Here is a 26820-nt window from a genome sequence, read left to right as displayed (position 1 = left end):
CCGTTCGTGGAGGCTCCATGCGAAGGACCGATGTATCCGACCCGGGTGCCTCCGGGATGCAACGTTCGCGGCCGCTGAGGTCCGTCTTGCATGCTCCCGCGGTCGCTCCCGATCTTGCGCCCAGGGACCGCGTGCATGGCCTGATCGACGAGGCCATGGCCGCCACCGGGCTGACCATCCTGCTGGGCCCGCACGGTTCGGGGAAGACGACCGCCGCGGCGCACTGGACCCGCCGCCCCGGTGCCCGTCCGACGGTGTGGATCGACGCTGCCAGGGCCGTCGCCGACGGAGAGGACTGGGAGTTCCTGACCGCCCTCATCGACGAGCTTTCCGGTGCTCTGGGCACCCCTGACGCCGAGACGCTGCTCGGCGGCGCAGGCGAACGTCGTCCGCTCGGCCGGATGACCGAGGAGCTGGGCCGCGCGCTGACGGCGGCAAGGTGCCCGGTGGACATCGTGGTCGACGGCGCCGAGCGGATCGGCCCGGAGGGCCTGGAGATCATTCCCGGGCTGCTCGCCGGGTGCCGTGGACTGCGGTTCCTGGTCCTGGCCACCCACCTCGATCCGGCGGCCCTGCTGCGCGCCGAGATGACTATGGACGCGCGGGTCATCGGTGCTGCGCAGCTCTCCTTCACCGAGGAGGAGGTGGCGCAGGAACTCGCCCGCGCCTCGCTGTCCGTCCCCGATCCGGCGGTGACCCGTTTGCTTGAGGGCTCGCCCTTGATGGTGCGCGCGCTGATCTGCCGTGCACGGCGCTACGGCGAGCAGATCGTCACGGCCGCCCAGGCGGAACAGCTGGGCAAAGAGGTCGCGACACAGTCGTTGCAGCGAGTGCTCGCGGCGCACGCCGGCGGCGCCGATGGCCGGCCCCTCCTGTTGCTGGGGCTCAGCGGCATCGGGGACGCCGGCTTGCTGGCCGCCATGCTGGGTATCCCAGAAGCCGATGCCGGCGGCCTGCTCGACGGTTTTCACCGGGCCGGCCTGGTGTCGCTGAACCCAGGCGGGCAGCTCTTCCGCGTGGACGGGGCGCTGGGCGCGGGTCTTCGGGAGCTGGCCGGCGAGCGTCTGGACCAGCAGGAGCTGCGCCGCGCGCACGCCGTCATCGCCTCCTGGTTCGCGGAGCAGGGAGAACCGGTCGAGGCGCTGCGTCATGCGCTGGCAGGTGACGACTGGGACCGGATCGCCTCGCTCACGCTGCTCTACAGCACCGAGCTGCTCACACATGGTGAGCAGGCCATGCGCGAGGCGTTCGAGCAGGTCCCCGCCCAGGCGCTGCGGCGCTACCCGCATCTGGCCTGGTACCGGTTGATGTCGCTGGTCCGCCGGCAGGAGATCACCTTTCCCGCGCTGCGTGCCGCGGGCGAGGAGGCGCTCGCAGCCCTGGACCCCGAGGCGCAGGGTCCGGCGCTGCTCCTGGGCGATGCGATCCGGTTCGCCACCGCGCGGGCGGTGGGCGATTTCGACCTCACCGATGCCATCGCCGGGACGCTGCTTCCCCGGGTGGACATGCTGCTTGCCATGAGAGAGGGCGCCATCGCCGAGCTGGCACCGGCGGAGCGCCTCATCGTGGTCGCCGTCCGCAGCTGGGTCGCCCGGACCCTACGCCAGTACGCTGCGACGAACCGGCTCTTCCAGGGCGACCACATCGGAGCGCTGGCACTCGTGGAGCCGGTCGTGCTGCCACCGGTCACCGAGCAGGCCGGATTCGACTGGCGCAGGCTCCAGGCCGCCGGTACCAAGGCGCTCGCGCTCGCGGCGAGTGGGCGTATCGGCGATGCCCGCCGGGTCCTGGACTGGCTTGAAGGCTTCACCCTGCCGCCTGGCTGGGACGAATCCTATGCCAGTGCCCCCGCCGTCCTGGCCCGTGCGTATGTGGCGCTGGCCGAGCGGCGCCCGGACGTGGCGCGGGCCGAGGTGGGCAAGCTGCGGCGGCACGAGGGCACCATCGAGAGCTGGCCGTATTTCGTGGAGATCCGCGCCCGCGCCGCATTGCACGGACCCGCCGGCACTGGGCTGAGCGAGTTCGTCACCGCGGTCGAGGCTCACCGGGAGCGTCCGCCGACCAGCGCTTACCTGAGCGCGAAGCTGTACGCGATGGGCGCGGTGCTGGCCGCGCGTTCGGGGGCTATCCGGCAGGCGGAGGAGTATCTCGCGACGGCACGCCAGGCGGTGCCCGGTCGCTACGCCGGTCCCGCGGCGGTTCCGGCAGATGGTTTCCCGTCCCTGGCCGGTAACGATGCAGCAACCGCCGCCGGGGAGACCGGGCCCGGTCCCGCACCTGACGGCGGCGGATGCCGGCAAGCGCGGACCTGGGCGCTCGTCGAGCTGGCGCAGGGCCTGCTGGACCTGATGGGCGGCCAGCTGGGGCAGCTGACGGAACGGATGCTCGCGCTGACGTCCCACCCGCTCACCCCGCGCGTGGAGATCGGGGCGCGGCTGCTCCGGGCCGCCGCGGCACATGCCAGTGGTGACCCGCAGGCCGCCGGGATCGCGGCGGAGGAGACCGGCAGGGCGCTTGCGCTGGCGGAGGACTGCGAGTGCCTGTCCGATGTGTTCCTGCTGCCGGCCGAGCACCTGGCCGCGCTGGTGCAGGCCTACGCCCCGCACCGGAGCGGGCTGCTGTCAATGATGCCGCCGGAGGTCCAGGGGAACCCGGCACCGGATCTGACGGACGCCGAGCGGCGAGTGCTCGAGGAACTCGTCCACAATTCCTCGCGGGCCGTCATCGCGCACCGGCTGTATCTGTCGGTGAACACGGTCAAGACCCACCTGCGGAATCTCTACCGCAAGCTCGGTGCGGAGTCCCGGGCCGAGGCGCTCCAGGCGGCGTACCAGGCCGGTGTGCTGGTCAGGGGGCCGGCCGGTCCAGAGGGGCAGGGTGCGCAGGCGCCGGAGGAATGACCGTCTCCTCGCCGGCCAGCCGAAGCCAGAGCACGGCGCTGAGCGCCCACAGCCCGGCGACGCCCATCACCACCGGCACCAGGCCGGTCAGTTCCGCCATGACACCGGCCAGCAGGACGCAGACCCCTCCGGCCGCCGCCGACATCAGGGCCTGTGCCGAGACGATCCGCGCACGTGCGCGGTAGGGCGAGCGTTCGGCCAGGACCGCCGCCCACAGCGGATTGGACAGGCCCAGGCCCGCGCCGATGACCACGCCCAGCGGGAACACCAGGGCCGGGCTGAGCATGAGCGGCGTCGCCAGCAGGCCCGCCACGCCCACTGCCAGCGAGCAGATCACGGTGACCCGCCGCCCCACCCGGCGGGCGAGCGGCAGATGCGCGAGCGAACCGGTCATCGTCCCCAGCGCGTAGCCGGCGGTGATGAATCCCAGGTGCTCCGCGCCGCCGGCCTCCTCGGCGATGATGGGGGCGGCCACCTGCTGGAAGACGGCCAGGACGCCGGCCACCACACTGCCCATGAGCACGGCGCGGACGAGTTCCGGATGGCTGCGCAGAACCAACCGCGCGGTGTGAGGCCATCGCCCCACTGGCGGAGCCTCGGGGGCGGTCGTCTTCGGCGGGACGGCGCCGGCCGCCGATGCGCGCGGTCGTGGCCGGCCCAATCCGGCCGGGAGCGTCAGCATGCCCAGCAGTCCCAGCGCGGTCAGGAGCGCCGCGAGCCAGAAGACGAGGGCGCCATCCGCATCGTCCCGCAACAGGAACCCGCTGACCAGGGGAGTGGCGACGAATCCTCCGGCCAGAGCGCATTCGCGGCCGATGGTGATGACGGTGTGGCGCAGCCCCGTGTGCTCGGCCAGATCGGGGACGAGGGCTTTGCGTGAACTGGATCCGGCTCCTCGCGCGACCGCGATGACGGGAGCCAGCACCAGCATCAGGCCGAGGGTCAGGACGCCCGCCTGGGCTGCGAGCGCGGACAGCACCGCCCCGGCCAGGACCATCGCATCGGCCGCCAGGCAGGACAGCCGCCGCCCGGCGTAGTCGATGACCGGTCCCAGGAGCGGCGCCAGGATGGCTCCGGCCAGGAGGGTGAGCGCGCCGAGCAGCCCGATCAGCGCGGGACTCCCGGTTTCCTTCAGCGCGAGCCAGGGGAAGGCAAGGACGAAGATGGAGGTGCGTGAGGCCGAGGTGAGGATGGTCAGCCAGAAGACAGCCGCGAGAGCGCCCGGGCGTGTGCGGGCCGGGGGTGTCACGAGCGGCGCGCCGGGACCCGCGGGAACCGGATAGGGGACCACATGCCTAGGATCATACGCTCGACTAGATGGTTGTGCCGGAAAGGGTCATTCCCGGGCCGTCCCGTTTCGGTCTGCAAAGCCCGGCGGGCCTGCCGGGCAGGGTCCGCGTGAGGGCCCAATACCGCCGTCTTCCGCTAGGCGGAGTGCTCGACGCCCGCCTAGCGTGGAAGCGCCGGCTGTCCGCGGCGCCCACCTCGTCTGCAGGCGGCCGGCTTCATCGTGCGGGCACTACAGGCACTTCCCGTTATCAGAACGTTATATTCCATACGCTCCGATACGGGTTTCCCCGCAGGCGCCGCCTCGACCTCCGACGCTTAACTGATGTGACGCATGGCACAAGCTCACGGAGGTCAGAATGTCAACGGAATCAGCGTCCCACCTGAGACGGGAGTCGCTGCCCCAGGGAGCCAAGCGCGCGGTCTTCGCCAGCAGCTTCGGCAACCTGATGGAGAGCTACGACAACCTCGTATACGGGTACCTGGCCGTCTACATCGGGCAGCTGTTCTTCCCCACCACGAACGAGACCGCCTCGCTGCTGGCGACGTTCGCGACGTTCGCGGTCGGATTCGTCGCCCGGCCGCTGGGCACGCTGATCTTCGGGCACCTGGGTGACAAGTTCGGCCGCAAGCTGGCGCTGCTGCTGTCCGTCATCGGCATGGCCGCCGTCACCGTCATGATCGGCCTGCTGCCGACCTACCAGACCATCGGCGTGCTGGCGCCGATCCTCCTCGTCCTGTTGCGGATGTGCCAGGGCATCGCCGTGGCCGGGGAATGGTCCGGCTCCGCTGCCGTCCTGGTGGAGTACGCGCCCTCCCACCGGCGCGGGTTCTTCGGCAGCTTCAACCAGGTGTCCACCGCCGGCGGCTTCCTGCTCGCCTCCGGGGTCGTCACCGGCCTCACCACCATCCTGGACGACGAGCAGATGCTCGCCTGGGGCTGGCGCATCCCCTTCCTGCTGGGTGCGCTGACCGGCATCGCCGCCATCGTCCTGCGTTACGGCATGAAGGACACCCCTGCCTTCCGGGAGGAGAAAGCCAAGGACAATGTGGTCAAAGCACCGCTCACGGTCGCGATCAAGACCCAGTTCCCCGCCATCGTCCGGGGTTTCGGGTTCACCGTGGTGTGGACCGTCGCCTACTTCTTCTTCCTGACCTACGTCCCGACGTTCCTGAGCAGCACGGTCGGCGTCGATCCCGGCTTCGCCCGGTTCTCCAACTTCATCGTGCTGATCTACTTCATGCTGCTGATCGCGCCCTTCGGCCTGCTCTCCGACCGCATCGGGCGCAAACCGCTGCTGCTGGTCGGCTCCGGTGGCTTCCTGCTGCTCAGCTTCCCGGCGCTGTACCTCATGACCACCGGCTCGCACGCCCTCATCCTCGTCGCGCAGTTCGTCATCGCGACCATCCTGGCTGCGTTCTCCGGCGCCGGCATCGCCGCCCTCAGCGAGTTCTTCCCCACGAACGTGCGTTATTCGGCACTGGGCATCGGCTACAACTTCTCCGTCATGGCGTTCGGCGGCACCGCGCCCTTCATCGGCACCGCCGTCGTCAGCGCCACCGGCGTTGCGCTCAGCGCCGCGCTGCTGCCCACGGTCGCGGGCCTGATCACGCTGATCGTGATCGTCCGGATGCGCGAGACCTACAAGGAGGAGCTCAGGTGAGCGGGCAGGCCGCGCCCAGGCTGATCGTCGCCCGGGGCACGCCCCGCGAGATCGGCGCCCAGATCGGCGCCGCCACCGGCGCGGAGATCCAGGCCACCCTGGAGCACTACGCCAGGCGCTTCTCCGCCGAGGCCCGTCTCAGCCGGGACGAGCACCGGCGCTGGGGCGAGACCTTCCTGCGGGTCGCCGGCGACTACTCCGCCACGGTCCGGGACCAGCTGATCGGGCTGGCCGAAGGGGCCGGCGTCGAGCCCTACGCCATCGCGGCGCTGAACGCCCGTACGGAGATCCTCTACGGCACCGGCTACCACGACGACGGCTGCACGACCGCCGGCATCATGCCCCAGCGCACCGCGAACGGCTCCACTTACCTGCTGCAGAACTGGGACTGGCGGGTGGCGTTGAAGGACACCACCTTCGTCATCGCCACCGAGGACACCACAGGACACCGGGTCATCTCCCTCACGGAAGCCGGCATGATGGCGAAGTCCGGCCTGAACTCCGCCGGCATCGGCGTCTGCGCGAACCTCCTCGCATCCGATGCGGACCGCGCCGGCATCGGCGTTCCCTATCACTACCTGCTCCGCGGCGCTCTGGAGAGCACGAATCTGAGCCGCGCCATGACGGCCATCCTCAACACCGAACGCGTCGCCTCGGGGAACATCGTGCTCGGCTCGGGGGAAGGCGAGGTGATCGACCTGGAGGTGGCGCCCGGGACGTTCGGGCGCGTACTGCCCGAACGAGGCATCCTCACCCACTCCAACCACTTCCAGAGCGCCATCGGGCACCGGGACGCGTTCGCACCGCGCTCAGCCCTCACCCTGATCCGCGACACCCGGATGCACCGGCTCCTGGACGACGCCGCGCCGCTGCTCACCGAGGACCAGATGGCCGGCGCCCTGCGCGACCACCTGTCCTTCCCCGAGAGCATCTGCCGGCATGCCGACCCGGCCGCGGCACCGGACACCGCCGTCTCCACCCTGTACTCCGTCGTCATGGACCTCACCCGCAAGGTGTTCGCCATCGCGCCGGAAAACGCCTGCCGCCACCCCTACACCGCCTGGCAGCTGGACCGGGTCTTCGACGACCCCGAGCCCGAGACGGTACTCGATCCCCGTACCCCGCACACCCGAGCCGAGGAGGCCGTGACCCTATGACACCCCGAGTCGCCATCACCCTGGACTTCGACGCGATCGCGCTGTGGATGGTCCGCGGCATGACCTCGCCCGGCCCGGTCTCCCGCGGGGAGTTCGGAGCCTACGCGATCCCGCGCATCCTCGGCTCCCTTCGCTCGCGGGACATCACGGCCACGTTCTTCGTGCCCGGGCACACCGTGGAGACCTACCCCGAGCAGTGCCGGATGATCCGCGACGCCGGTCATGAGCTGGCCCTGCACGGCTACGTGCACGAGCTCGTCTCCACTCTGACCGAGGAGGGCGAGCGGGAGACCATCGAACGCTCGGTCGAGGCCTTCGACCGGGTCCTGGGCGTCCAGCCGGTAGGCCTGCGCACCCCCAGCTGGGACTTCACCGCGCACACGGTCCCGCTGATCGAGGAGGCCGGCCTGATCTACGACTCCAGCCTGATGGGCCAGGACTACGAGCCGTACTTCGTCCGCAAGGGAGACGCCTGCCCGCCGGACGCGCCGTTCGTGTTCGGTGAGACCACCGGCATCGTGGAGATCCCCGTCGCCTGGTCGCTGGACGACTACCCGCAGCTGGAGTGGCTCAAGAGCGATGCCGGCGTCCAGCCCGGGCCCAAGACGGCCAAGGAGATGTTCGAGGCGTACTTCGACGACTTCACCTATATGACGCAGATCCAGCCCGGCGGCGTCTCCATCGCCACCTTCCACCCGCAGGTGCTCGGCCGCGGCCAGCGGATGCTGCACTTCAACGCCTATCTGGACCGCCTGCTGGAGGCGGGCGCCGGGTTCGTCACCTGCGAGCAGGTGGCGCGGGACTTCCTGGCCGCCGGGAGGTGACGCCGGTGACCGGCTCCGAGCGCTTTGACGCCGTGGGTGGCGCCGAGCAGAGCGGTGCGGTAGGCGGGGCCGCCGTCGTCTCCGGGGCGTCCGGTGTGCTGGGCACCGCCATCGTGCGGCGGCTCCAGCGGGAGGGCAGGTACGTCATCGGCGTCGACCTTCGCCCGGAGAGCGAGGCCGATGCGCATGTGCCCGGCGATACCGGCGTAGCCGAGACCTGGCAGCGGGTCGCCGCCGCGCTGGAAGAGCGCAGCTCCGCGGCGCCGGGCCACGGAGAGCCCGGGGAGAGAAGGGCACGGGGCCGGAGTGAACCGGAGGAGGAAACCGCGCCGGGACAGGCCGGGGCGACGACGGCGAGCGATCCGGTCGCCCTGGTCATCGCCGCCGGCGCAGGCGGCCGCAGCTCCGTGCTCGACTGCACGGAGGAGGAATGGGACCGGCTCCTGCGTGCGAATCTCACCTCCACCTGGCTGGGCATCAAGCACTGCGCCCCCGCGCTGCCACCGGGATCGTCGATCGTGACCATCGGTTCCATCTACGGCCAGAACCCGCCGCCCGGCCCGCCGAACATCCCCAGTTCACCGGCCTATCAGGCGGCCAAGGCCGGCATCGAGGCGCTCACCCGCCTGACGGCGTCCGAACTGGCGCCGCGGGGGATCCGGGTGAACTGCCTGGCGCCGGGTCTCTTCCGGACCGGGATCACGGACGATCTGAGCCCCGAGCAGTTCTCCGCCCGGCTGTCTCCGGCCGCGCTCGGGCGGCCCGGGGAGCCGGCCGAGGTCGCCGGTGCCGTCGCGTTCCTCGTCTCCGGCGAGGCGACGTACATCACAGGTAGTGTTCTCAACGTCGACGGAGGGTATCTGCTGCGGTTATGAGTACGAACGATCACGCCTGGCTGGGTCTGAGCGGGGCCCGCATCGCCGTCGTCGGCGCGGCCGGCGCCATCGGTGCGGCGGTGTCCACGGCGCTGCGGGCCGCCGGCGCGCAGGTGCACGGGCTCGACCGGGAGCCGCGTGCCCCCGGTGACGGCCTTTTCGCCTCCTGGGACGCGATCGACCTGGACGACGTCGATGGGGCCGTCGCGGCCCTCCGCCGGCTGACCGGCCGCATCGGCGCACCGGACGGCCTGGTCATCGCTTCCGGTCTGTATCCGGCCCGGCGTTTCAGTGAGCACCCGGCCGCGGAGGTCGAGCGGCTGATGCGGATCAACGCCCTCGCCCCGGCCGCGCTGCTGAACGCCTACGCCGATGCCCTGGGGGCGCCGGACGCGGCAGCCGCATCGGATGCGCCGGCCGCCCCTGCGGGCGGCCCCGGCGGCAGCGCCGTCGTGACCTCCAGTCTCGCGGCATCCCGGCTGAAGATCGGCACCGCCGCCTATTCGGCCTCCAAAGCCGCGCTGGACGTCCTGGTCCAGACCCTCGCCCTGGAGCGGCACGTCGACGGGCTGCGCGCCAACATCGTCGCCCCGGGCTATGTCTCCGCGGGCTCCGAGCTGAACGCGATCCCGGGCGGCTACGAGGAGAAGCTGCTCTCGGGCGCCCTCACACCGCGGCTGGCAGTCCCGGACGACCTGGTGGACACCTACCTCTGGCTGCTGAGCCCCCGGTCGGCGTGGGTCAACGGCGCGGTGGTCCCGGTGGACGGCGGCAACCGGCTGGGCACGCCGGAGAGCACGGCGTGGCTGGGCTGACGGTCCCTGAGCGCCGCGCGGAGATCGTACGGCTACGGGCGGAGCACACCGGCACCGGTGTCAGGTTCCAGGGCGCCTCCCCGGATGATGTGGTCCGGGGTGTCGAGGCGGTCGTGCCGCGCTTCCTGCGCTCCTCGCTGTCACAGCTGCGCTTCTACGTGATCGACCTCGGCGGCACCCGCACGCGGGTCACCCTGGAACGCGGCCATCATCTGCGCGCCCGCCCGAGCTGCGATGTCCTGATCGAACGCGGGATGAGCTTCGGCGGGCTCACGCCGAGCGAGCATCGCATCGCGAGCCTGGTCGCGGCCGGCAACACCAATGCGCAGACGGCGCTCCAGTGCGCCTGCACGCCGCGCACCGTGGAGAAGCATCTGTCCAATATCCTCGGCAAGCTCGGGCTGCCCTCCCGCGCGGCACTGGCGAGCCTAGTGGCCGCCCGCTCCGGATGGGTGCATCCGGTCTGCCTCGACGGGGGTGCGGGCAGCTTCCTGGAGGAACTCGCCGTGCTGGGCCCGGAGACCGCTCCCGCCGACGGTGACGGACTCCGGCTGGCGGCAGCCGAGTCCCAGGAACGCGTGTTCCGCATCGGCGCGCTCATCGAGGGCGTCGTGCCGCGCAAGCACGATGTGCGGGCCATGATGATGGGTCAGGACTACGCGGTGGAACGGCTGAGCGGCTCGGCCACTGTGCCCGCGACCTGCCGGGTCCAGCTGACGCGCGCCCTGACCAGCCCGGAGCGGCGCGAGGATGATCTGCGCGCGCTGCTGGCGACCGGGATCGACGCGCTCATCATCGGCAATACCAGCACCCGCGGGCTGAGCTCGCTGTTCGACCTGGTCACCGAGGACGGCCTGCCCACGGTGCACTCCATGGTCAACGAGAGCCTGGCCCGGTACGTCGACTTCCGCTCCCGTCGCTCGTCCGTCTTCCAGATGTGCTCGGACGAGTCGGTCTACGTCCGCGCGTTCACCGAGTTCATCGACGAGCATATGAACGTGGCCTCGCTCCGGCGCGGCGGAGGGGTGGCACTCGTCGTCCGCCACGACGACCTGGGTCTGAGCACCCGCGATTCGCTGGTGCAGAGCCTGCGGGAGCGGCACGGCATTGATCCGCTCGTGATCACCTACGACGACGGCGCCGAGGAATGGGCCACGGTGGCGCTGGAACTTCACCAGGCGGGCGCGCAGGTGGTCTACCTCGGGATCTACATCGAGCAGGCACTCGTCAGCCTGCTGCGCCATTTCAGGACGCTCGGCTACGATCCGCTCAAATACTGCGTCTGGGCGCCCGGGATCCCGGGGTTCATCGACCGCAACGCCGAGCTGGCCGAGGGGCTGGTGTGGACGACGCTGGTGGGCAACTCGAACAACTACCTCGGGCGGCAGTTCGAGGCGGGTTTCCGCGAGCGATACGCGGAGGAACCGGGCATCGGCAGTGCGGCAGTGCACTACGACATGGTGAACCTGCTGGTGGAGGCGTGGCGCGCCAACGGGTTCAGCGGCGATGCGGAGGGCCTGAACCGGCGGGTCTCCGAACTCGTCTTCCACGGCGTGACGGGTACTTACCATTTCGACCAGGGTCGGCGGAAGACGCTCTGCTATCCCTACGACACCGATGACCCCACCATCGGCCAGCCCTTTCTGTCGTTCCGCATCCGGCGCGGACGGCATGTGCTGCTCGCCGGCTGAACCGGAACGCTGGCCGCTCGTAGGGTGCGTGCCCGTGAAAGCCACGGCTGTTTCCAATATCCACTCGTGATCAGCGGTGGGAATCTGGAACAGCGGCGGCTTTTCGGCCGCTGCCGGGGCGGTCTGACGGGCGTGTCTGCGCCCGCTCGCCGGCGGAAGCGCGTGATCTGAAGAAGAACTGCCCGGCGGTCGCACTGCGACTGTCCTTGCCCAGACATCTGGTCGAGGAGTACCCGATCTGCGAGCGCATGGAAACCGCTGTGTTCCTCGACATCGATGCGATCAGGCGTGCCTGCCAGCGGTACGGCGTGGAACGCCTGCGTGTCTTCGGCTCGGTGCTCACCGACCATTTCGATCCAGAGACGAGCGATGTCGACTTCCTCGTTGCCTTCCAGCCAAACCGGGAGAACCTCTTCCAGGACTACTTCGATCTGAAGGTCGATCTGGAGCGGATCGTCGGTCGAGAAATCGATCTCGTGATGGAGCGCTCGGTGAAGAACCCGTTCTTCAAAGCGTCAGCCTTGGAGAGCGCACAGGACGTCTATGCGAGCTGAAGCGGGGCTGTAGCAGTGCTGCGGCGAAACTCGGCACGGTGATAGTACTCGTGGTTGGGGAGACCCTACGGTCCGCAGGTCTATCTGTGCCCTTGGGTCGCGGCGGCCTGGTGCTGGAGGGACGCCAGCGCGGCCGCCACGAGGGGGTTCGCGGCGGTCTCCTGCCTGAGGTGGGCCACGATGCGCCGTTGAACCCGCGGCCGGACCAGCGGGCGCGTCACAGCGCCCTCCGGTAGCCGCGCGAGTGCCAGGCGCGGCAGCACGGCCACGCCGAGACCCGCCGCGACGAGGCTGAGCGCCGCATGATGGTCGTCCAGCCGGGCCGCGAACCGCGGCGTGAACCCCGCGGCCTGGCACCCGGCCAGGACGATCCGGCCGGTGGGGCTGTCGTAGATGTCATGGTCCACCCACATCTCGTCCCCCCAGCTCCTGCATCGGGACGGACCGCAGGGCGGCCAGCCGGTGCTCTTCCGGCAGCACCACCGCGAACTCCTCCACGCACAGCGGCACCCGCGTGTACCCCTCGAAGTGCTGGGCGGCGTCATCCGGGGACTCGTTGCGCAGGTCGATGTCCGCCGGGCGGCGCCCGCCGCCCCCGGAGGGTTCGTTCAGGCTGATCTCGACGGTGGTCTCCTGGTCCTGCCGCCGCACGCTTCGCACCACCTCCGGCAACCACTGCTCGGCCGCGGAAGAGAAGGTCGCGATGGCCAGGCGCGTGGACCGGCCCTGCCGCAGATCCTCCACCACCGTGTCGAGGCGGTCCAGCGTGGAGAGCGCCTCCTCGGCCTGCTCCGCCAGCTTCAGGGCCGCGCTCGTCGGCCGCAGTCCACGGCCGTCCTTCGTGAACAGGACCAGTCCGGTCTCCCGTGCCAGCGCGCTCATGTGCTGGCTGACCGTGGCCGGCGCGTAGTGCAGATTGCGTGCCGCGCCGTGCACCGAGCGGGCCGCGACCACGGCCTGCAGCACCCGGAGCCGATGAGGACTGAGCATGAAGAAATCGTAGGCGATGGCGAACGATTCGTCGGAATCGTGTGCTTGTCCCGGACGCCGATGCCTTCCAGGATGGGAACACCGGAGAGTTAGGCGAGGGAAGGCGGGGACAGGCAATGACGGAACAGGCCGAGCAGACCGAACAGATCGCACAGGCCGGACAGGCCGACAAGTTCTGGGACAGGGCACGGCGGTACGTCGCGCGGTACGGCGGGGCGTACTCGCCCGTCGTCATCGACCGCGCGAACGGTTCGTACATCTACGACGGCGACGGCAACCGGATCCTCGATTTCACCTCCGGCCAGATGAGCGCCGTGCTCGGGCACGCCCACCCGGCCGTGGTCGAGACGGTGTCCAGGTCCGTCGCCACGCTGGACCACCTGTTCTCGGGCATGCTCAGCCGGCCGGTCGTCGACTTCGCCGAGCGCCTGGCCGGCACCCTTCCGGAACAGCTGTCCAGGACCCTGCTGCTGACCACCGGGGCGGAGTCCAACGAGGCGGCGCTGAAGATGGCCAAGATGTACACCGGCGGCTACGAGGTGGTCGCATTCGACCGCTCCTGGCACGGCATGACCTATGGTGCCGCCTCCGCCACGCTCTCGGCCGGGCGGCGAGGCTACGGTCCGTGGATGCCCGGCAGCCTCGCCCTGCCGACCCCGCACCCGGCCGCCTCGCCGTTCCGGAACCCCGACGGAAGCCACGACTGGGCCGGAGAGCTGGACTACGGGTTCGCGCTCATCGACCGTCAGTCCACCGGCGCGCTCGCGGCCTGCCTCGTCGAGCCGATCCTCTCCTCCGGCGGGATCATCGAGCTGCCGCCGGGCTACCTCACCCGGCTGAAGGAGCACTGCGAACGCCGCGGCATGCTCCTGATCCTGGACGAGGCCCAGACCGGGCTGGGCCGCACCGGGACGATGTACGCGTTCGAGCGCGACGGGGTCGTGCCGGACATCCTGACGCTCTCCAAGACGCTCGGCGCCGGGTTGCCCGTGGCGGCCGTCGTGACGACACCGGAGATCGAGGAACGCTGCCACGAGCGCGGCTACCTGTTCTACACCACGCACCTCAACGATCCGCTCGCCGCCTCGGTGGGTCTGGCCGTCCTGGAAGTGATCGAACGGGAGGGCCTGGTGGAGCGCGCCGCGTCCCTCGGCGCACGCCTCCACCGCGGCCTGAGCGACCTGCGAGAGCGGTCAGCCGTCGTCGCCGATGTCCGCGGCCGGGGCCTGTTGCAGGGCCTGGAACTCGGCGAGCCCGGCGGAGGCCGTGCCGGCGCGGAGGACCGGACGGAGGCGCTCGTCGATGAGGTGACGCGGGAGTGCCTGCGGCGGGGCCTGCACGTGAACATCGTGCAGATCCCGGGGATGGGCGGCGTGTTCCGCATCGCGCCGCCGCTGACCATCACGGAGGCCGAGCTGGACCGCGGTGTGGAGATCCTTGGGGAGGCGCTCGACGCCGTGGCGGGCTGAGACCGCGCCGCCTGCTCAGGGCTTGGGACGGGCTCCGAACACGGTCGAGCCGATCCGCACCATCGTGGCGCCCTCCTCGATGGCGAGCTCGAAGTCGCCGGACATGCCCATCGAGAGCTCGGTGGCGTGCTCCGGCAGCGCTCCGGAGGAGATGAGGTCTTCCCGCAGCCGCGCCAGCTCGCGGTAGGAGGGGCGGATCTCCTCGGGAGTCTCCCCCGGGAAGCCGATCGTCATCAGGCCCCGGATGCGCAGCCGCTCCATGCCGCTCACCGCACGGGCGAGCGCTGCGGCGTCCTCGGGTGCCACGCCGGACTTGCTGTCCTCGCGCGAGGTGTTCACCTGGAGGAACACCTCGATGGCGGCATCGCGGTCCTCAAGGCGCCGCTGGATCTTCTCAGCCAGCCCGGCGGAGTCCACCGACTGGATGCAGGAGGCCAGCCCTAAGACCTTGTTGATCTTGTTGGACTGCAGCGGCCCGATCAGATGCGCTTCATGGGGCACCGCGCTCAGCGCCTCGGCCTTGCCGACGAGTTCCTGGACCCGGTTCTCGCCGATGAGCGTGTACCCGGCCCGGAACGCCTGGAGAATCGGCTCCGGCGGCTGCATCTTGGTCGCCAGCAGGATCGCCGCGCTCCCCGGCTCCCGGCCGGCGCGCTCCAGGGCGGCGTCCACCCCGGCCTGCACGTCAGCCAGCCTGCTGGCCACATCAACGGCAGGAGCGGCATCGGCGCCGGGAGTGTCCTCGGCGGGCGGAACACCAGGGCGACCGGACGCGTCGGCGCTCATCTACATCCTCCCGTGCTGCTGGTAGTTCTCATGCCAGCGGAACGCCTCGCTGAGCAGATGCGGGGTGTGCTGCCCCTCGGGGTTCGCGGCCACGGCCCGATCGTAGTAGTCCTGCAGCCGGTCCCTGTAGTCCGGGTGGGCGCAGGCGGCGATGATCCGCTTGGCGCGCACCGAAGGGGACAGACCACGCAGATCGGCCAGGCCCTGCTCGGTGACGATGATCTGGGTGTCGTGCTCGGTGTGGTCGATGTGGCTGGCGAACGGCACGATCGAGGAGATCGCGCCGCCCTTGGCGACGGACGGTGAGACGAAGAAGTTCAGATAGGCGTTCCGGGCGAAATCCCCGGAGCCGCCGATCCCGTTGATGATGGAGCTGCCCATCACGTGGGTGGAGTTCACATTGCCGTAGATGTCCGCCTCGACCATGCCGTTGATGGCGATGACTCCCAGCCGGCGGATCGCCTCCGGGTGGTTGGAGATCTCCTGCGTGCGCAGCAGGATCCGGCCCTTGTACTCCTCGGCGCGGGCGTTGAAGCTCGCCGCCCGTTCGGCCGAGAGGGAGAACGAGGTCGCCGACACCGCGGTGAGCTTGCCGGTGTCGAGCAGATCGAGCATCCCGTCCTGGATCACCTCGGTGTACGCGGTGAGGTGCTCGAACTCGCTCTCCGCCAGCTCGGCCATCACCGCATTGGCGACGTTGCCCACCCCGGACTGCAAAGGGAACAGGTTCGCCGGCAGGCGTCCGTGGGAGATCTCGTGCCGCAGGAAGTCCACCAGGTGGCCCGCCATGGCCTTGGAGTTCTCGTCCGGCGATTTGAACGGCAGATTCCGGTCCGGGGCGTCGGTCTCCACGACCGCCACCACCTTCCCCGGGTCCACCCGCAGGTAGGGGTCGCCGATGCGCTGCATCGGCTCCAGCAGCTGGATCGGACGGCGTTCCGGCGGGCGCTTGGTGCCGTAGTAGACGTCGTGGAAACCCTCATAGGCCCGCGGATGCCAGGAGTTGACCTCCAGGATCACCTTGTCCGCCAGCTCCAGCCAGGTCTTGTTGTTGCCCACCGAGCTGCCCGGCACCAGCATGCCGTTGGGCAAGATCGCGGCGACCTCCACCACCGCCACATCGAGGTTCCCGTAGAACCCGAACCAGGCCTGCTGCGCCGAATGGCTCAGGTGGGTGTCGATGTACTCCGTCGCACCCGAGTTGATCTTCGCCCGCAGCGTCGGATCGGACTGGAAGGGCAGGCGCTTGGCGATGACCCCGGCCTCGGCCAGGACGCCGTCCAGCTCGGGCGCCGTCGAGGCACCCGTCCACAGTTCGATGGAGAAGTCCTCGCCCCGCCCGTGCGCCGCTTTCGCCCGTTCCGCGACCGCCCCGGGGACCGCCTTGGGATAGCCGGCACCGGTGAAGCCGCTCATCCCGACCCGCTGACCGTGGCCGATGTGCGTGGCCGCCTCCTGGGCGGTGGTGACCTTGGTCTTCAGGACGGGGCAGGTGATTCTCGGCATCGAGTACTTTCCTTGAGACGACTCGGACGGGTGGCAGGCGGACGGGTGCGTTCCCGGTTCCCGAGCAGAGTACGGGGGTGCGCGTTCCGGTGACCTCCAGCTTATTCGACCGGTTCGCACGGCCCGTGCCTGCCCGCGCCCGGTGCGGCGCCCACACCTGCCTCGGCCCGGCGTCCGCGCGGGAGGGGGCGCGGCGCCTTCCGGTGGCGGTGACGTGCTAGCTTCGGGGCGTATGGAGCACCTCGAGGTGACCGTCATCGCCGATCCGGGCATGCCCACCCGGCTGGTGAACCGCGTGAAGGAACGGGTTCAGGACCGCCTCGCCGCGCGGTACCGGGCACCGGTGCGCATCACGGTGTCCACGGAGCTGCTGCCCCTGGACGAGGACGCGGCGTTCGACACCAGCGTGATCGACCGGTACGCCGACGATGACGCCTCCCGCCTGTTCGTCCTGCTCACTGAGATCCCCCGCTACCGGGACGCGACGATCTTGCTGGCTGAAGCGGTGCCCGAGCGTGGACTGGCCGTCGTCTCGGTGCCCGCCCTGGGAGCGTTCGGCGCCCGGCGGCGTCTGGCCCGGGTGCTGCTGTCGTGCGTGGAGGCGCTCGCGGACAACGGCACGGCTGATCGGGCCGTCGCGCCTGATCCCGGCGGGACGCTGCCGGACTGGCGCCGCGACCACGCGCACGGCACGCTGGTGCTGCGCACCCCTAAGCTGTTACGCACCCCGAAGATCCTGGTCGGCATGGTGCTGGCGAACGAGCCGCTGCGTACCGTGCCCCGGTTGTCCAGCGCCCTGGCGGCAGCCTCGGCGACGGGAGCGTTCGGCATCTTCTACAACTCAATCTGGCAGATGGCCGCCCACCTGTCCGCGTTCCGGCTGACCGCCATCGGCGCCCTGGCGATCACCGCGATGGCGGCCTGGCTGATGATCCGCAACGGCCTGTGGGAGAGGACGTCGTCGGCGCATCGGCGCACCGCCACGTTCCACTACAACTGCTCGACCGCGCTCACCCTCCTGATGTGCATGCTGCTGCTCTATGTGCTGCTGTTCGTCCTCATCCTGTTCGGCGCCCTCATCGTGATCGACCCGGGGTTCATGGCGGAGATCCTCGGCGGGACGCCGGGCCTCATGCAGTACGTGGAGATCGCCTGGCTCAGCGCGGCGATGGGCGTCGTGGCCGGGGCGCTGGGCTCGGGCTTCGACGACAGCACCGATGTCCGCCGCCTCACCCATGGGCAGCGTGAGCGGCTGCGGTTCCGTGACACAGCGGACGAGGATTGAACCGCCCCGCCCCTGGTGTGACAGCCGGTACGGCACGGAGCGGCCGGGAGTGGAACACTTGAGGCATGACTGCTTCACGTGTACGCCTGCGCGCCCCGGAACTCACCGGCCGGCGCTGGCTCAACACCGGCGGCAAGGACCTCAGCCTGGCGGACCTGCGGGGCAAGGTCGTGCTGCTGGACTTCTGGACCTTCTGCTGCATCAACTGCCTTCACGTCCTGGATGAGCTGCGCCCGCTGGAGGAGAAGTACGCCGATGTGCTGGTCATCCTCGGCGTCCACAGCCCGAAGTTCGAGTTCGAGCGCACCGAGGCCGCCGTCGAGCAGGCGGTGGAGCGCTACGAGGTGGCCCATCCCGTGCTGGACGACCCGGACCTGGTCACCTGGCAGGCCTACACGGCGCGCGCCTGGCCGACCCTCGCGGTGATCGACCCGGAGGGGTACCTCGTCGCCTCGATGTCCGGGGAAGGACATTCGGCGGGCCTGGCCAGCCTGCTGGAGGACCTCATCGTCGAGCACGAGGGCAAGGGCACGCTGCGCCGCGGCGACAGCCCCTACGTCCCGCCGCCGCCTTCCTCCCACGAGCTGAAGTACCCAGGCAAGGCGCTGGCACTGCCGTCGGGCACCTGGCTGGTGTCCGACTCCGGTCACCATTCACTGGTGGAACTCGGCGCGGACGGCGAGACCGTGCTGCGGCGCTTCGGCACCGGTGAGCGGGGCAGCGCCGATGGCGGTCCCGGCGAAGCGAGCTTCTCCGAGCCGCAGGGACTCGCGCTGCTGCCGGAAGACCTCGCCGCGCAGACCGGCTACCACGTGGTGGTCGCCGACACCGTGAACCACCTGCTGCGGGGCCTGAACCTGGACACCGGCGAGGTCACCACGCTGGCCGGGACCGGGGAGCAGTTCATGGTGGGAGCCGCGGACAATGTGACCGGCACCCATGACCTGGAGGCCGGGCGGTACTGGGGTCCGGCACGGGACATCAAGCTGTCCTCCCCGTGGGACGTGCTCTACTCGCCGGAGACCGGGCGAGTCCTCATCGCGATGGCGGGGCATCACACCATCTGGGCCTTCGACCCGCTCACGGGCGAGGCCGGCTGGTTCGCCGGGACCATGAACGAGGGCCTCAAGGACGGCCCCGCCGAGCAGGCCTGGTTCTCCCAGACCTCCGGCCTGGCCCGGGCACCGGAGGGCACCGTCTGGCTCGCCGATTCCGAGTCCTCGGCGCTGCGATCCCTGGATCCGGGCAGCCGGGAGACGACCACCGCGGTCGGGGAGGGACTGTTCGACTTCGGTTTCCAGGATGGCCCGGCGGCGCAGGCGCGCCTCCAGCATCCGCTGGGCGTGACCGTGCTGCCCGACGCGTCCATCGCCGTCGCCGACACCTACAACGGTGCCATCCGCCGCTACGAGCCGGCCACCGGCCAGGTCAGCACCCTGGCGCGCGGCCTGGCCGAACCCTCGGACGTCCTGGTCGCAGGCGCCGGCACCGGCGAGGACCCCTACCATCTGATGGTGGTGGAGTCCGCCGCTCACCGGCTGACCCGGGTCGCCATCCCGGCCGACGCCCAGATCGTCGACGACGGGGCCAAGTCCACGACGCGTCCGCCGACGCCCGTGGCGCCGGGAACCCTGGACGTGCAGATCGGGTTCACCGTGCCGGCCGGTCAGAAGCTGGACGACCGGTGGGGCGATCCCACTTGGCTGGAGGTCTCCTCGACACCGCCGGAGCTCATCGCCGAGGGCGCCGGCGGCAGCGAGGGACTCTCCCGCACCCTCACGCTGAGGGACGGCATCGAATCCGGCGTCCTGCATGTCACTGCGCGGGCCGCGGCCTGCGACGGCGAACCCGGCGGGGAGATCCCGCTGCACGCCGCCTGCCATCTGTATCAGCAGGACTGGGGTATCCCGGTCACGGTGAACGAGGGCGCCGAGGCCGCCCTGCACCTGGACCTGCGCGGCGCCTGAGGACTTCGCGCGGCGACCCGGGCCCCGTCCGGTGCCGCGGCCCTCATGCGGGGTGCCCCGTGTGAGAGCCGCGGCGGGCGTTCGCTAGGGTGGGTACCCCGATGAGATGAGGTGATCAGCATGCTGCACACCGATATCCCTTCACCTGCCGATATCAAGGCGCTCGCCGACGTCCGCGCCGAGCCGGCGGTCTCGATCTACGTGCCGACCTCCCCCGTGCCGATGGGCCCGGAAGGCGCCGGCCGGGACAAGCTCGCGGTGAAGAACGCCTTCAAGGAGGCCGCAGCCCAGCTGGAGGCGGCCGGCCAGGGACAGGAGGCCGTCGGCGCACTGGAGTCCCACGTCGAGGAACTCCTCGCCGATGAGGGCTTCTGGCGGTATCTGTCCACGTCCCTGGCGGTGTTCCTCACCACGGATTCCATCCGCACCTACCGGCTGCCGAACCGCCTCAGCGAAGCGGTGGAGGTCTCCGACCGGTTCTTCCTGACCCCGCTGCTGCGCGCCGTCACCTTCCCGCATACGGCCTTCGTCCTGGCCCTGGCCCAGAACTCGGTCCGTCTGATCGAGATCTCCCCGGACGCCCCGCCAGCACCCGTGCAGCTGGACAGCCTGCCCGCCGACATCGAGAGCGCCCTGGGAGCCGCGCTGACCGAGGACACCGAGCCGTCGCTGCGGCTAGTCGGCGAGGAAGGCAAGAAGGTACGGCTGCGTCAGTTCGCCCGTGCGGTGGACCGTGGCCTGCGCCCGCTGCTGACCGGCCGGACCGAGCCGCTGATCCTCGCCGCGACGGAGCCGTTGTCGAGCATCTACCGGGCGGTCAACAGCTACGCGCATCTGGCTGACGACGACATCGACGGCAATCCCGAGGGCCTGCCTGACAGCGAACTCGACCGCGCCGCACGGGAGGTGCTGGACCGGATCTACCGGCAGCAGGTCGAGGACGTGCGGCAGCGTCTGGAGGACGGCACCACCAACCAGCATGCCGCCCTGGATCTGCAGCAGGTGGCCCGCGCTGCGACGTACGGCGCCGTGGAGACGCTGCTGGTGGACATCGACGGGCAGCTACCGGGTCTCGTGGACGAGCAGGACGGCACCGTGACCCTGCACGAGGACGGTGACGCGCTGGACCACGGCGTCCTCGACGAGATCGCCCGCCGCGTGCTGCTGACCGGCGGCCGGGTGCTGGCCGTACGCGCCGAGGACATCCCGGAAGGCGCCTCCGCCGCGGCCGTGCTGCGCTTCCCGGTCTGAACCGCGGGGCCGCCCCCGGCCTGAGCGGCCCGGTGCCGTCCGCAGGGACGGTGCCGGGCGTGCTGCTGCGGCGCGACGGTGATACTCCCGCCAGCACTGCTCAGGACCTTCCGACGTTCCTGCTAGCCCCGTTCAGGGTCTTCGGACGAGCGGCCGATGGCGCCGGCATGCGCCCCGGTCGTTAGGATGAGCGAGGTTTTGTTGGATGGGGCACGGCGGTGGGACGTTCCGGCTGCCGGCTGGACGTGCGCGGGAAGGGCCGGATGGAGATCTTCGCGGGAGCACCGGAGGGACTGTTCCCCGAGGGCCTGACACTGGCGACGCTCCTGCTGATCCTCCTCGCTGCTCTGCTGGCCGGTTGGATCGATGCGGTGGTCGGCGGCGGCGGGCTGCTGCAATTGCCCGCGCTGCTGCTGATCCCGGGCATGACACCGGTGCAGGCACTCGCGGCGAACAAGATCTCCTCCGTGTTCGGCACCACGGTCAGCAGCATCACCTACTTCCGGCGGGTGAAACCGGATCTGCGCACCGCGGCGCCGATGGCGCTCGTCGCGCTCGCCGGCAGTTTCCTGGGCGCATCCGCGGCGGCGCTGCTGCCGGCGGAGGTGTTCAAGCCGGTCATCGTGATCGCGCTCGTGGCGGTCGGGCTCATGACGGCGCTGAAGCCGGCCCTCGGGGTGGAGACCCAACTGCGTTTCTCCGGCCGTCGGCATCACGGCATCGCGGCGGCGGTGGGGGTGGCGATCGGCTTCTACGACGGCATCCTGGGGCCGGGGACGGGAACGTTCCTGATCATCGCCCTGGTGAGCTTGCTCGGTTACGACTTCCTGCACGCCAGCGCCAAGGCGAAGATCGTCAATCTGGCCACGAACATCGGCGCCCTGCTGTTCTTCATCCCGCACGGTTCGGTGTTCTTCGGCCTGGGCCTGATGCTCGCGGCGGCCAATGTGGCCGGCAGCTACATCGGCTCGCGGATGGCCATCGCCCGGGGCAGCGGCTTCATCCGGGTGGCATTCCTGGCCGTCGTGGCGGTGCTCGTCGTCAAGCTCGGTTACGACGTGTGGGTGGAGAACCTCCGGTCGTGAGCCGGACGGGCAGCCGGTCCGCCCTTGTGTTCGGCAGCCCGTGGTGCGCGTATGGCGAGTGGACCTTGGCGTGATGCCGTCCACAGGGGGTTTCTTGGTCTCGGGAAGCTGTCTAGCATGGTGTCATGGATACGGCAGTGCGGCTTGACGACGATGTGCGCAAGGCGGCTGAGCGACTTCAGCAAGAGAAGCACATCAGTTTCAGCGATGCTGTCAATCAGCTTGCTCGTGCAGGTGCAGAGCAGCGGGGAGAGACACGGCGCTTCGTTCAGCGCAGCCGTTCCGTGGGCTTCGCCGTAGATGTCACACGTGTTGCGGAGACGCTGGAGTCACTGGATGACGAGCACCGTGCATGATCGTCGATGCGAATATCCTGCTTTATGCAGTAGATGCCGATAGCGAGCACCACGAGGCGTGCGCGGAATGGATCGAAACGGCACTGAACGGTTCCGCGCGCATTGGCCTTCCCTGGGTTTCGCTGATGGCGTTTCAGCGGATATCCACGCATCCGCGTGTTTCGCGTTTGCCCATGAGCCCGGGAGAAGCATGGTCATACATAGAAGACTGGCTTGCCGCGGATGCCGCGTGGATACCGAATCCGGGTGCCGGTCATGCGCGCATTCTGGGGGAATTGCTCATAACGGTAGGTGCCCGAGGCAACCTTGTGCCAGATGCGCACGTGGCTGCTCTTGCCATGGAACATGGCATTGGGGTGTGTTCCGTTGACTCTGACTTTGGAAAGTTTCCCGGTTTGACGTGGTTCAACCCAGTGGAGAACCTCCGGCCGTGAGCGGCTGCGGCCCTACAGTGCCTCGACGGGCTGCCGGAGGATTGTACGGAGCTTCTCCGGTGTCGTCCGCCGGGCGTCGCTGAGGTAGATCTCGTGGTGCGTGCCGGTCATCCGCAATCCCTGGCCGGGAATGAACTCCTGATGCATGCGGGACAGGACCTCCGCCTCGTCGTCGTACCGGCCGATGTGCAGCGTCTGCACGCACCGCCCCTCCGACAGGGTCTCCAGCCGGACGTCACCGAGGCGCGGAGGCAGTGCTTTGGCGGCCTTGCGACTCTTCTGCCGCAGTGCTTCCACCCCGGCGGCGAACAGGTCCGGCCCGATCCACTCCGGTGTCATGATCAGCAGCGTCCAGCTCCACGCCGTTTTGTCACGCGCGACGGTGAAGGCGGACATATCCTCCGCCCACCACAGGCCTTCCAGCGGCATCACGGTGTAATCGCGTCCCAGCTCCCGCTTGCTCAGGAACTTCAGCGTGTAGGCCAGCGGGTAGAGGGTCTCGATCGCGGCCCGGTACGCAGGCTCGGTGTTGGGATCCCCGTACCCGTCGATCATGAGGTACTCCAAGGCGGGGACATCGACGAGCCGGAACTCGCCCGCGCGGGCACGGTAGGCGTCGAGTTCCCGTTTGAAATCGGTCTTCCCGGCTGCGGCGCGGTCCTGGTTCATTGCACCGGTCCCATGCTTGTCGTGTCTGTGTGGTCCATTCTGCCGTGAGCATGTGCCCTGGACGCTCCCGGACGTAGCGCGGCGTCGGCAGCTTCCTGCGGGTCTTGTGGCGGCCCAGCCGCCAATCCATCGCGGGTGCCATCGATTGCTCCCTGGGCTCTAGTTTCAGTTACGGACATCGTCAGCAATAAATGGACATATGAGACTCATTTCCTCATATTTACTCACGCGCAGACCTAAACGAACTTTCCGGGAAGTCTGCGTGTCTGAGGGCCGTAGAGTGACCAGAGCGGTCGCCCGGGAACCGGGGATTGCCTGATCTCAGAATCACGATGCTTTCTTTTTCGGCAAGGAGACCGATGTCCCGGGAGTTGATTTACAACGCGTTCCTGCATTTGACCCCGAACCATCACAGTCATGGTTACTGGCGTACGCAGGAAGGGCGCGTGCAATATGGGTACTCCAAGCTGGAGCCGTACGTCGATGTGGTGAAGACCTTGGAGCGCGGTCTCTTCGACACCTTGTTCATTGCCGATGTCTCCGGCGTCTATGACATCGACAAAGGTGATGACAGCGCCACCGTCAGGGCAGGTTCTCAGTTCCCGGAACCGGATCCGATCACGATCGTCTCCGCGCTGGGTCTGGTGACGGAACACCTTGGTTTCGCAGTGACCAGCAACGTCGTGCAGAGCCACCCTTTCCAGTTTGCCCGGCAACTGTCCTCGCTGGACCACTTCACCGACGGCAGGGCGGCATGGAACATCGTCACCTCGTATCTCACGAACGGTTTCGAGAACTTCGGTTATGACAGGATCGTTCCCCACGACGAGCGGTACCGCTGGGCTCAGGAGTACGTGGACGTGACCTACAAACTGTGGGAGAAGTCCTGGGAGGACGGAGCTGTCCTTCACGATCCGGAAAGCAACCGGTTCTTCGACCCCGAACGTATTCACCGCATCGACCATCGCGGAGAGTACTACAGCGTTGCCGGTCCTCATATCGTCGAACCCTCACCGCAGCGCACCCCGGTGTTGTTTCAGGCTGGAAACTCCCAGGCGGGACGTGAATTCGCCGCGCGCAATGCGGAAGTGACGTTTCTCCCTTCGTATACGCCGGAGACGGCACGCAAGGACATCGGCATCCTGGATGAAGAGTCCCGTAGGCAGGGGCGGAACCCCTCTGCGCTGAAGAAGATCGTCCAGCTGTCCACGGTGATTGGTTCGACGGAGGACGAAGCCCGCCGGAAGCAACGGCATCTGCATGAGAACGTCGACTTCGACGCTTTGCTGGGCTTCTTGAGCGGGGGGAGCGGGATCGACTTTACCGGCATCGACCCGGACACCCCGCTGTCAGAACTGCGTAAGCGGGTGGAAAAGGGCGACCATGTCAGGTCGATCATCCGTGCCGCGGCCGAAGCCGACTACGGCACCGAAGGCGAAGCGACGTTCAAGGACTATCTGCTGAGCCACGCGTTCTTGCCGGGTAAGTTCGCGGGTACTCCGGAGCAGATCGCGGACCACGTCCAGCGATGGTCGGACGCGGGCGTCGACGGGTTCAACGTCGTGCCCGTCACCACGCTGGGATGGTGGGACGAATGGGTAGAGCACGTCGTGCCAGTCCTGCAGGAAAGGGGACTTGCGCAGCGCGAGTACCACCCGGGAACGCTGCGGGAGAAGCTGTTCCGCGACGGGGCGCGGATCGCTTCGGAGCACCGCGCCCACCGCGTCGCTATCCCCGCACGCGGATAGGTCGGGTCGGCTGATGACATCTGTCGACGACACCCGGAAGGCGCTTTCCGGCCTGATCTCTCAGCTGAGAGAAGGAGCCGTGGAACGAGAACGCGGGCGTCTGCTCCCTGATCAGGCGGTGCGTGACCTTCTACGGGCAGGCATAGGCGCGCTGCGAGTGCCCGCTGAGCACGGCGGGCAACAGCAGAACGTCCACCAGCTCACTGAGACCCTCATTCAGCTGGCCGCCGCTGACTCGAACCTCACCCAGATCATCCGGGGGCACCTGGGGTTCGTCGAATTACTTCTCCTCTGGCGCAGGACTTCAGCCACGACAGCGTTCCTCGAAGCAGCCGGAAGAGGAGAGTTCTTCGGCCCCGCGGCCTCTGAGAAGGCCCGCCGGGGCGAGGGCGTTACCGAACTCCTTCAACTGCACACTGTGCTGGAGGAAACGGACGGCGGGTTGTACCTGAACGGCGAGAAGTTCTACACCACCGGGAGCATCTTCGCTGACTGGCTCAACGTGCTGGTGCGGTACGGCGGCACATACGCGGAGGTCGTCGTGCCCCGGAGTTCCCCGGGCATTGAGATCACGGATGATTGGAACGGCTTCGGCCAGCGGCTCACCGCCAGCGGAACCGCCCGATTCACCGGGGTTCCCGTCGAGCGTGACCACGTCCTGGTGCATGACGATGCAGACGCCTTCACCTACGTCCAGGCGTTCTATCAGCTCGTGCACTCCGCTACCCAGGCTGGAATCGCCCAGCGGGTGGCAGAGGACCTCGGCGAGGCGGTGCGTCATCGGAACCGGAAGTACCCGCTCGCTCCCGGCGGTGCCGAACCGCGCGAGGATCCCCAGGTGCTGCACACCGTCGGCGCTGTGGGCGCGGAGGCTTTCTCCTTGCGTGCGACGACTCTCGCCGCCGCTGAGGCCCTCGACGACTACCTGCTGGCGCGGCAGGGTCCCGGCGCGGACAGCGACGCGACTTCCAGGGCACTCAGCCACGCCGCGGCCGCGTCGGCCGCCGCGCAGGTCGTGAACGGTGCCCGTCTTCCGGCGCTGACATGGAACTTCTTCGAAGCCACCAGCGCCTCCGCGCTGGACGCTGATAAGGCGTTCGACCGTCATTGGAGGAACGCCAGAACCGTGTCATCCCACAACCCGTCGGGCTACAAGGCCCGGGCCATCGGGGATTTCCTCGTCAACCAGCGGCCACCCGGCCAGCCTCGCTAGATCTCTCCGCAGACCAACTTCCGAAGAAGGCCGTCCATGACTCAACCTACTCGCGTTCATCACTCTGCCGGCCTGACTGCCGGCGCCACCTCTATTCTGCTCGCAGTCGCCGGCTGCGCCCCCGCCGGTTCCGGGGCCGGCGACGGTGAGCGGATCGAGGGCGGGACGATCACCTATGCGCATTATCAGGAACCACCCTGCCTATGGGGCGGCTGGGTGCAGCAGGCATACACCTCCCGCCAGGTCTTCGACTCCCTCGTCAGTTACGGTGACGACGGTGTGGAATGCCCCCGG

Annotated in this window: 23 protein-coding genes and 1 pseudogene; 18 read left to right on the top strand and 6 right to left on the bottom strand. The window is 69.1% G+C overall.

Translation table 11 applies throughout. The features are described from left to right. Positions 1 to 17: 17 nt before the first annotated feature. The gene (locus IEW13_RS15260; RefSeq protein WP_188551799.1) at positions 18 to 2900 is read left to right on the top strand and encodes a LuxR C-terminal-related transcriptional regulator; all 2883 of its coding nucleotides are present in this window, start codon (positions 18 to 20) and stop codon (positions 2898 to 2900) included. Here the strand turns inward: IEW13_RS15260 and IEW13_RS15255 are convergent. After that, positions 2848 to 4191, bottom strand: coding sequence for an MFS transporter (locus IEW13_RS15255; protein WP_188551798.1), 1344 nt, complete (start codon positions 4189 to 4191; stop codon positions 2848 to 2850). The two genes, IEW13_RS15260 and IEW13_RS15255, sit on opposite strands and share 53 nt — an antisense overlap. A 355-nt stretch (positions 4192 to 4546) precedes the next feature. Between IEW13_RS15255 and IEW13_RS15250 the strand changes: the two genes are divergently transcribed. The 7 genes from IEW13_RS15250 to IEW13_RS15220 all read left to right on the top strand — a co-directional run bounded on the left by IEW13_RS15250 (position 4547) and on the right by IEW13_RS15220 (position 11767). Further along, entirely contained in the window at positions 4547 to 5851 is a 1305-nt protein-coding gene (locus IEW13_RS15250; protein ID WP_188551797.1) for an MFS transporter, read from the top strand. After that, positions 5848 to 7008, top strand: coding sequence for a C45 family autoproteolytic acyltransferase/hydrolase (locus tag IEW13_RS15245; protein WP_188551796.1), 1161 nt, complete (start codon positions 5848 to 5850; stop codon positions 7006 to 7008). Before IEW13_RS15250 ends, IEW13_RS15245 begins: the two co-directional genes overlap by 4 nt. Further along, positions 7005 to 7832 carry a polysaccharide deacetylase family protein gene (locus IEW13_RS15240; RefSeq protein WP_188551795.1) on the top strand — a complete coding sequence of 276 codons (828 nt, stop codon included), beginning with the start codon at positions 7005 to 7007 and terminating at the stop codon, positions 7830 to 7832. Before IEW13_RS15245 ends, IEW13_RS15240 begins: the two co-directional genes overlap by 4 nt. 5 nt (positions 7833 to 7837) lie before the next feature. Continuing rightward, a complete protein-coding gene (locus tag IEW13_RS15235) occupies positions 7838 to 8707 on the top strand; it encodes an SDR family NAD(P)-dependent oxidoreductase (protein WP_188551794.1) in 870 nt (289 codons plus the stop codon). Further along, on the top strand, positions 8704 to 9522 hold the full coding sequence (locus IEW13_RS15230; RefSeq protein WP_188551793.1) for an SDR family NAD(P)-dependent oxidoreductase: 819 nt from the start codon (positions 8704 to 8706) through the stop codon (positions 9520 to 9522). The genes IEW13_RS15235 and IEW13_RS15230 overlap by 4 nt, the downstream gene beginning before the upstream one ends. Further along, positions 9510 to 11213, top strand: coding sequence for an ABC transporter substrate-binding protein (locus tag IEW13_RS15225; RefSeq protein WP_188551792.1), 1704 nt, complete (start codon positions 9510 to 9512; stop codon positions 11211 to 11213). The genes IEW13_RS15230 and IEW13_RS15225 overlap by 13 nt, the downstream gene beginning before the upstream one ends. A 260-nt stretch (positions 11214 to 11473) precedes the next feature. Beyond that, positions 11474 to 11767: a nucleotidyltransferase family protein gene (locus IEW13_RS15220; RefSeq protein ID WP_229745225.1), complete on the top strand. Its 294-nt coding sequence runs from the start codon at positions 11474 to 11476 to the stop codon at positions 11765 to 11767. An 80-nt stretch (positions 11768 to 11847) separates the two neighbouring features. Here IEW13_RS15220 and IEW13_RS17695 read toward each other — a convergent pair whose 3' ends face one another. Continuing rightward, positions 11848 to 12180 carry a LysR substrate-binding domain-containing protein gene (locus IEW13_RS17695; protein WP_188551791.1) on the bottom strand — a complete coding sequence of 111 codons (333 nt, stop codon included), beginning with the start codon at positions 12178 to 12180 and terminating at the stop codon, positions 11848 to 11850. After that, on the bottom strand, positions 12164 to 12757 hold the full coding sequence (locus IEW13_RS15210; protein ID WP_188551790.1) for a LysR family transcriptional regulator: 594 nt from the start codon (positions 12755 to 12757) through the stop codon (positions 12164 to 12166). The genes IEW13_RS17695 and IEW13_RS15210 overlap by 17 nt, the downstream gene beginning before the upstream one ends. Before the next feature lie 116 nt (positions 12758 to 12873). Between IEW13_RS15210 and IEW13_RS15205 the strand changes: the two genes are divergently transcribed. Next, complete coding sequence (locus IEW13_RS15205; RefSeq protein ID WP_188551789.1) at positions 12874 to 14226, top strand: aspartate aminotransferase family protein; 1353 nt, start codon at positions 12874 to 12876, stop codon at positions 14224 to 14226. Between the two features lie 15 nt (positions 14227 to 14241). Here IEW13_RS15205 and IEW13_RS15200 read toward each other — a convergent pair whose 3' ends face one another. Together IEW13_RS15200 and scpC are read right to left on the bottom strand one after the other, a co-directional pair. Next, on the bottom strand, positions 14242 to 15012 hold the full coding sequence (locus tag IEW13_RS15200; protein ID WP_188551788.1) for a YggS family pyridoxal phosphate-dependent enzyme: 771 nt from the start codon (positions 15010 to 15012) through the stop codon (positions 14242 to 14244). Then, entirely contained in the window at positions 15013 to 16518 is a 1506-nt protein-coding gene (scpC, locus tag IEW13_RS15195) for a succinyl-CoA:acetate CoA-transferase ScpC (RefSeq protein ID WP_188551787.1), read from the bottom strand. It abuts the gene before it with no gap. Positions 16519 to 16750: 232 nt separating this feature from the next. On the opposite strand from scpC, the gene IEW13_RS15190 reads away from it, so the two are divergent. The 6 genes from IEW13_RS15190 (at position 16751) to IEW13_RS15165 (ending at position 22896) form a co-directional block, all read left to right on the top strand. Then, entirely contained in the window at positions 16751 to 17803 is a 1053-nt protein-coding gene (locus IEW13_RS15190; RefSeq protein WP_188551786.1) for a hypothetical protein, read from the top strand. Between the two features lie 65 nt (positions 17804 to 17868). Next, positions 17869 to 19770: an NHL domain-containing thioredoxin family protein gene (locus IEW13_RS15185; RefSeq protein WP_188551785.1), complete on the top strand. Its 1902-nt coding sequence runs from the start codon at positions 17869 to 17871 to the stop codon at positions 19768 to 19770. Positions 19771 to 19890: 120 nt separating this feature from the next. Further along, on the top strand, positions 19891 to 21021 hold the full coding sequence (locus IEW13_RS15180; RefSeq protein WP_188551784.1) for a baeRF11 domain-containing protein: 1131 nt from the start codon (positions 19891 to 19893) through the stop codon (positions 21019 to 21021). Between the two features lie 263 nt (positions 21022 to 21284). Beyond that, complete coding sequence (locus tag IEW13_RS15175; protein ID WP_188551835.1) at positions 21285 to 22106, top strand: sulfite exporter TauE/SafE family protein; 822 nt, start codon at positions 21285 to 21287, stop codon at positions 22104 to 22106. A 125-nt stretch (positions 22107 to 22231) separates the two neighbouring features. Beyond that, the gene (locus tag IEW13_RS15170; RefSeq protein WP_188551783.1) at positions 22232 to 22462 is read left to right on the top strand and encodes a CopG family transcriptional regulator; all 231 of its coding nucleotides are present in this window, start codon (positions 22232 to 22234) and stop codon (positions 22460 to 22462) included. Further along, the gene (locus IEW13_RS15165; RefSeq protein WP_188551782.1) at positions 22459 to 22896 is read left to right on the top strand and encodes a TA system VapC family ribonuclease toxin; all 438 of its coding nucleotides are present in this window, start codon (positions 22459 to 22461) and stop codon (positions 22894 to 22896) included. Before IEW13_RS15170 ends, IEW13_RS15165 begins: the two co-directional genes overlap by 4 nt. Positions 22897 to 22908: 12 nt before the next feature. Here the strand turns inward: IEW13_RS15165 and IEW13_RS15160 are convergent, their stop codons facing one another. After that, positions 22909 to 23565: a GyrI-like domain-containing protein gene (locus IEW13_RS15160; protein WP_188551781.1), complete on the bottom strand. Its 657-nt coding sequence runs from the start codon at positions 23563 to 23565 to the stop codon at positions 22909 to 22911. Positions 23566 to 23924: 359 nt separating this feature from the next. Here IEW13_RS15160 and IEW13_RS15155 point away from each other — a divergent pair, with 359 nt between their 5' ends. The 3 genes and pseudogenes from IEW13_RS15155 to IEW13_RS15145 all read left to right on the top strand — a co-directional run. Next, on the top strand, positions 23925 to 25313 hold the full coding sequence (locus IEW13_RS15155) for an NtaA/DmoA family FMN-dependent monooxygenase (protein ID WP_188551780.1): 1389 nt from the start codon (positions 23925 to 23927) through the stop codon (positions 25311 to 25313). A gap of 13 nt (positions 25314 to 25326) precedes the next feature. Then, complete coding sequence (locus tag IEW13_RS15150) at positions 25327 to 26526, top strand: acyl-CoA dehydrogenase family protein (protein WP_188551779.1); 1200 nt, start codon at positions 25327 to 25329, stop codon at positions 26524 to 26526. Positions 26527 to 26562: 36 nt separating this feature from the next. Next, a pseudogene (locus tag IEW13_RS15145) lies at positions 26563 to 26820 on the top strand (ABC transporter substrate-binding protein); the annotation flags it as partial.

It is taken from the genome of Sediminivirga luteola, assembly GCF_014639315.1.
GTDB lineage: Bacteria > Actinomycetota > Actinomycetes > Actinomycetales > Brevibacteriaceae > Sediminivirga > Sediminivirga luteola.
This window is presented reverse-complemented; position numbering and strand designations above follow the sequence as displayed.

What these genes read in the sequence shown, in the direction of transcription:
- IEW13_RS15155 (WP_188551780.1), top strand. Translation starts at nt 23,925, where the DNA reads ATGTCCCGGGAGTTGATTTACAACGCGTTCCTGCATTTGACCCCGAAC.
- IEW13_RS15180 (WP_188551784.1), top strand. Translation starts at nt 19,891, where the DNA reads ATGCTGCACACCGATATCCCTTCACCTGCCGATATCAAGGCGCTCGCC.
- IEW13_RS15165 (WP_188551782.1), top strand. Translation starts at nt 22,459, where the DNA reads ATGATCGTCGATGCGAATATCCTGCTTTATGCAGTAGATGCCGATAGC.
- IEW13_RS15210 (WP_188551790.1), bottom strand. Translation starts at nt 12,757, where the DNA reads ATGCTCAGTCCTCATCGGCTCCGGGTGCTGCAGGCCGTGGTCGCGGCC.
- IEW13_RS15250 (WP_188551797.1), top strand. Translation starts at nt 4,547, where the DNA reads ATGTCAACGGAATCAGCGTCCCACCTGAGACGGGAGTCGCTGCCCCAG.
- IEW13_RS15150 (WP_188551779.1), top strand. Translation starts at nt 25,327, where the DNA reads ATGACATCTGTCGACGACACCCGGAAGGCGCTTTCCGGCCTGATCTCT.
- IEW13_RS15190 (WP_188551786.1), top strand. Translation starts at nt 16,751, where the DNA reads ATGGAGCACCTCGAGGTGACCGTCATCGCCGATCCGGGCATGCCCACC.
- IEW13_RS15205 (WP_188551789.1), top strand. Translation starts at nt 12,874, where the DNA reads ATGACGGAACAGGCCGAGCAGACCGAACAGATCGCACAGGCCGGACAG.
- IEW13_RS17695 (WP_188551791.1), bottom strand. Translation starts at nt 12,180, where the DNA reads ATGTGGGTGGACCATGACATCTACGACAGCCCCACCGGCCGGATCGTC.
- IEW13_RS15240 (WP_188551795.1), top strand. Translation starts at nt 7,005, where the DNA reads ATGACACCCCGAGTCGCCATCACCCTGGACTTCGACGCGATCGCGCTG.
- IEW13_RS15230 (WP_188551793.1), top strand. Translation starts at nt 8,704, where the DNA reads ATGAGTACGAACGATCACGCCTGGCTGGGTCTGAGCGGGGCCCGCATC.
- IEW13_RS15170 (WP_188551783.1), top strand. Translation starts at nt 22,232, where the DNA reads ATGGATACGGCAGTGCGGCTTGACGACGATGTGCGCAAGGCGGCTGAG.
- scpC (WP_188551787.1), bottom strand. Translation starts at nt 16,518, where the DNA reads ATGCCGAGAATCACCTGCCCCGTCCTGAAGACCAAGGTCACCACCGCC.
- IEW13_RS15160 (WP_188551781.1), bottom strand. Translation starts at nt 23,565, where the DNA reads ATGAACCAGGACCGCGCCGCAGCCGGGAAGACCGATTTCAAACGGGAA.
- IEW13_RS15175 (WP_188551835.1), top strand. Translation starts at nt 21,285, where the DNA reads ATGGAGATCTTCGCGGGAGCACCGGAGGGACTGTTCCCCGAGGGCCTG.
- IEW13_RS15200 (WP_188551788.1), bottom strand. Translation starts at nt 15,012, where the DNA reads ATGAGCGCCGACGCGTCCGGTCGCCCTGGTGTTCCGCCCGCCGAGGAC.
- IEW13_RS15185 (WP_188551785.1), top strand. Translation starts at nt 17,869, where the DNA reads ATGACTGCTTCACGTGTACGCCTGCGCGCCCCGGAACTCACCGGCCGG.
- IEW13_RS15260 (WP_188551799.1), top strand. Translation starts at nt 18, where the DNA reads ATGCGAAGGACCGATGTATCCGACCCGGGTGCCTCCGGGATGCAACGT.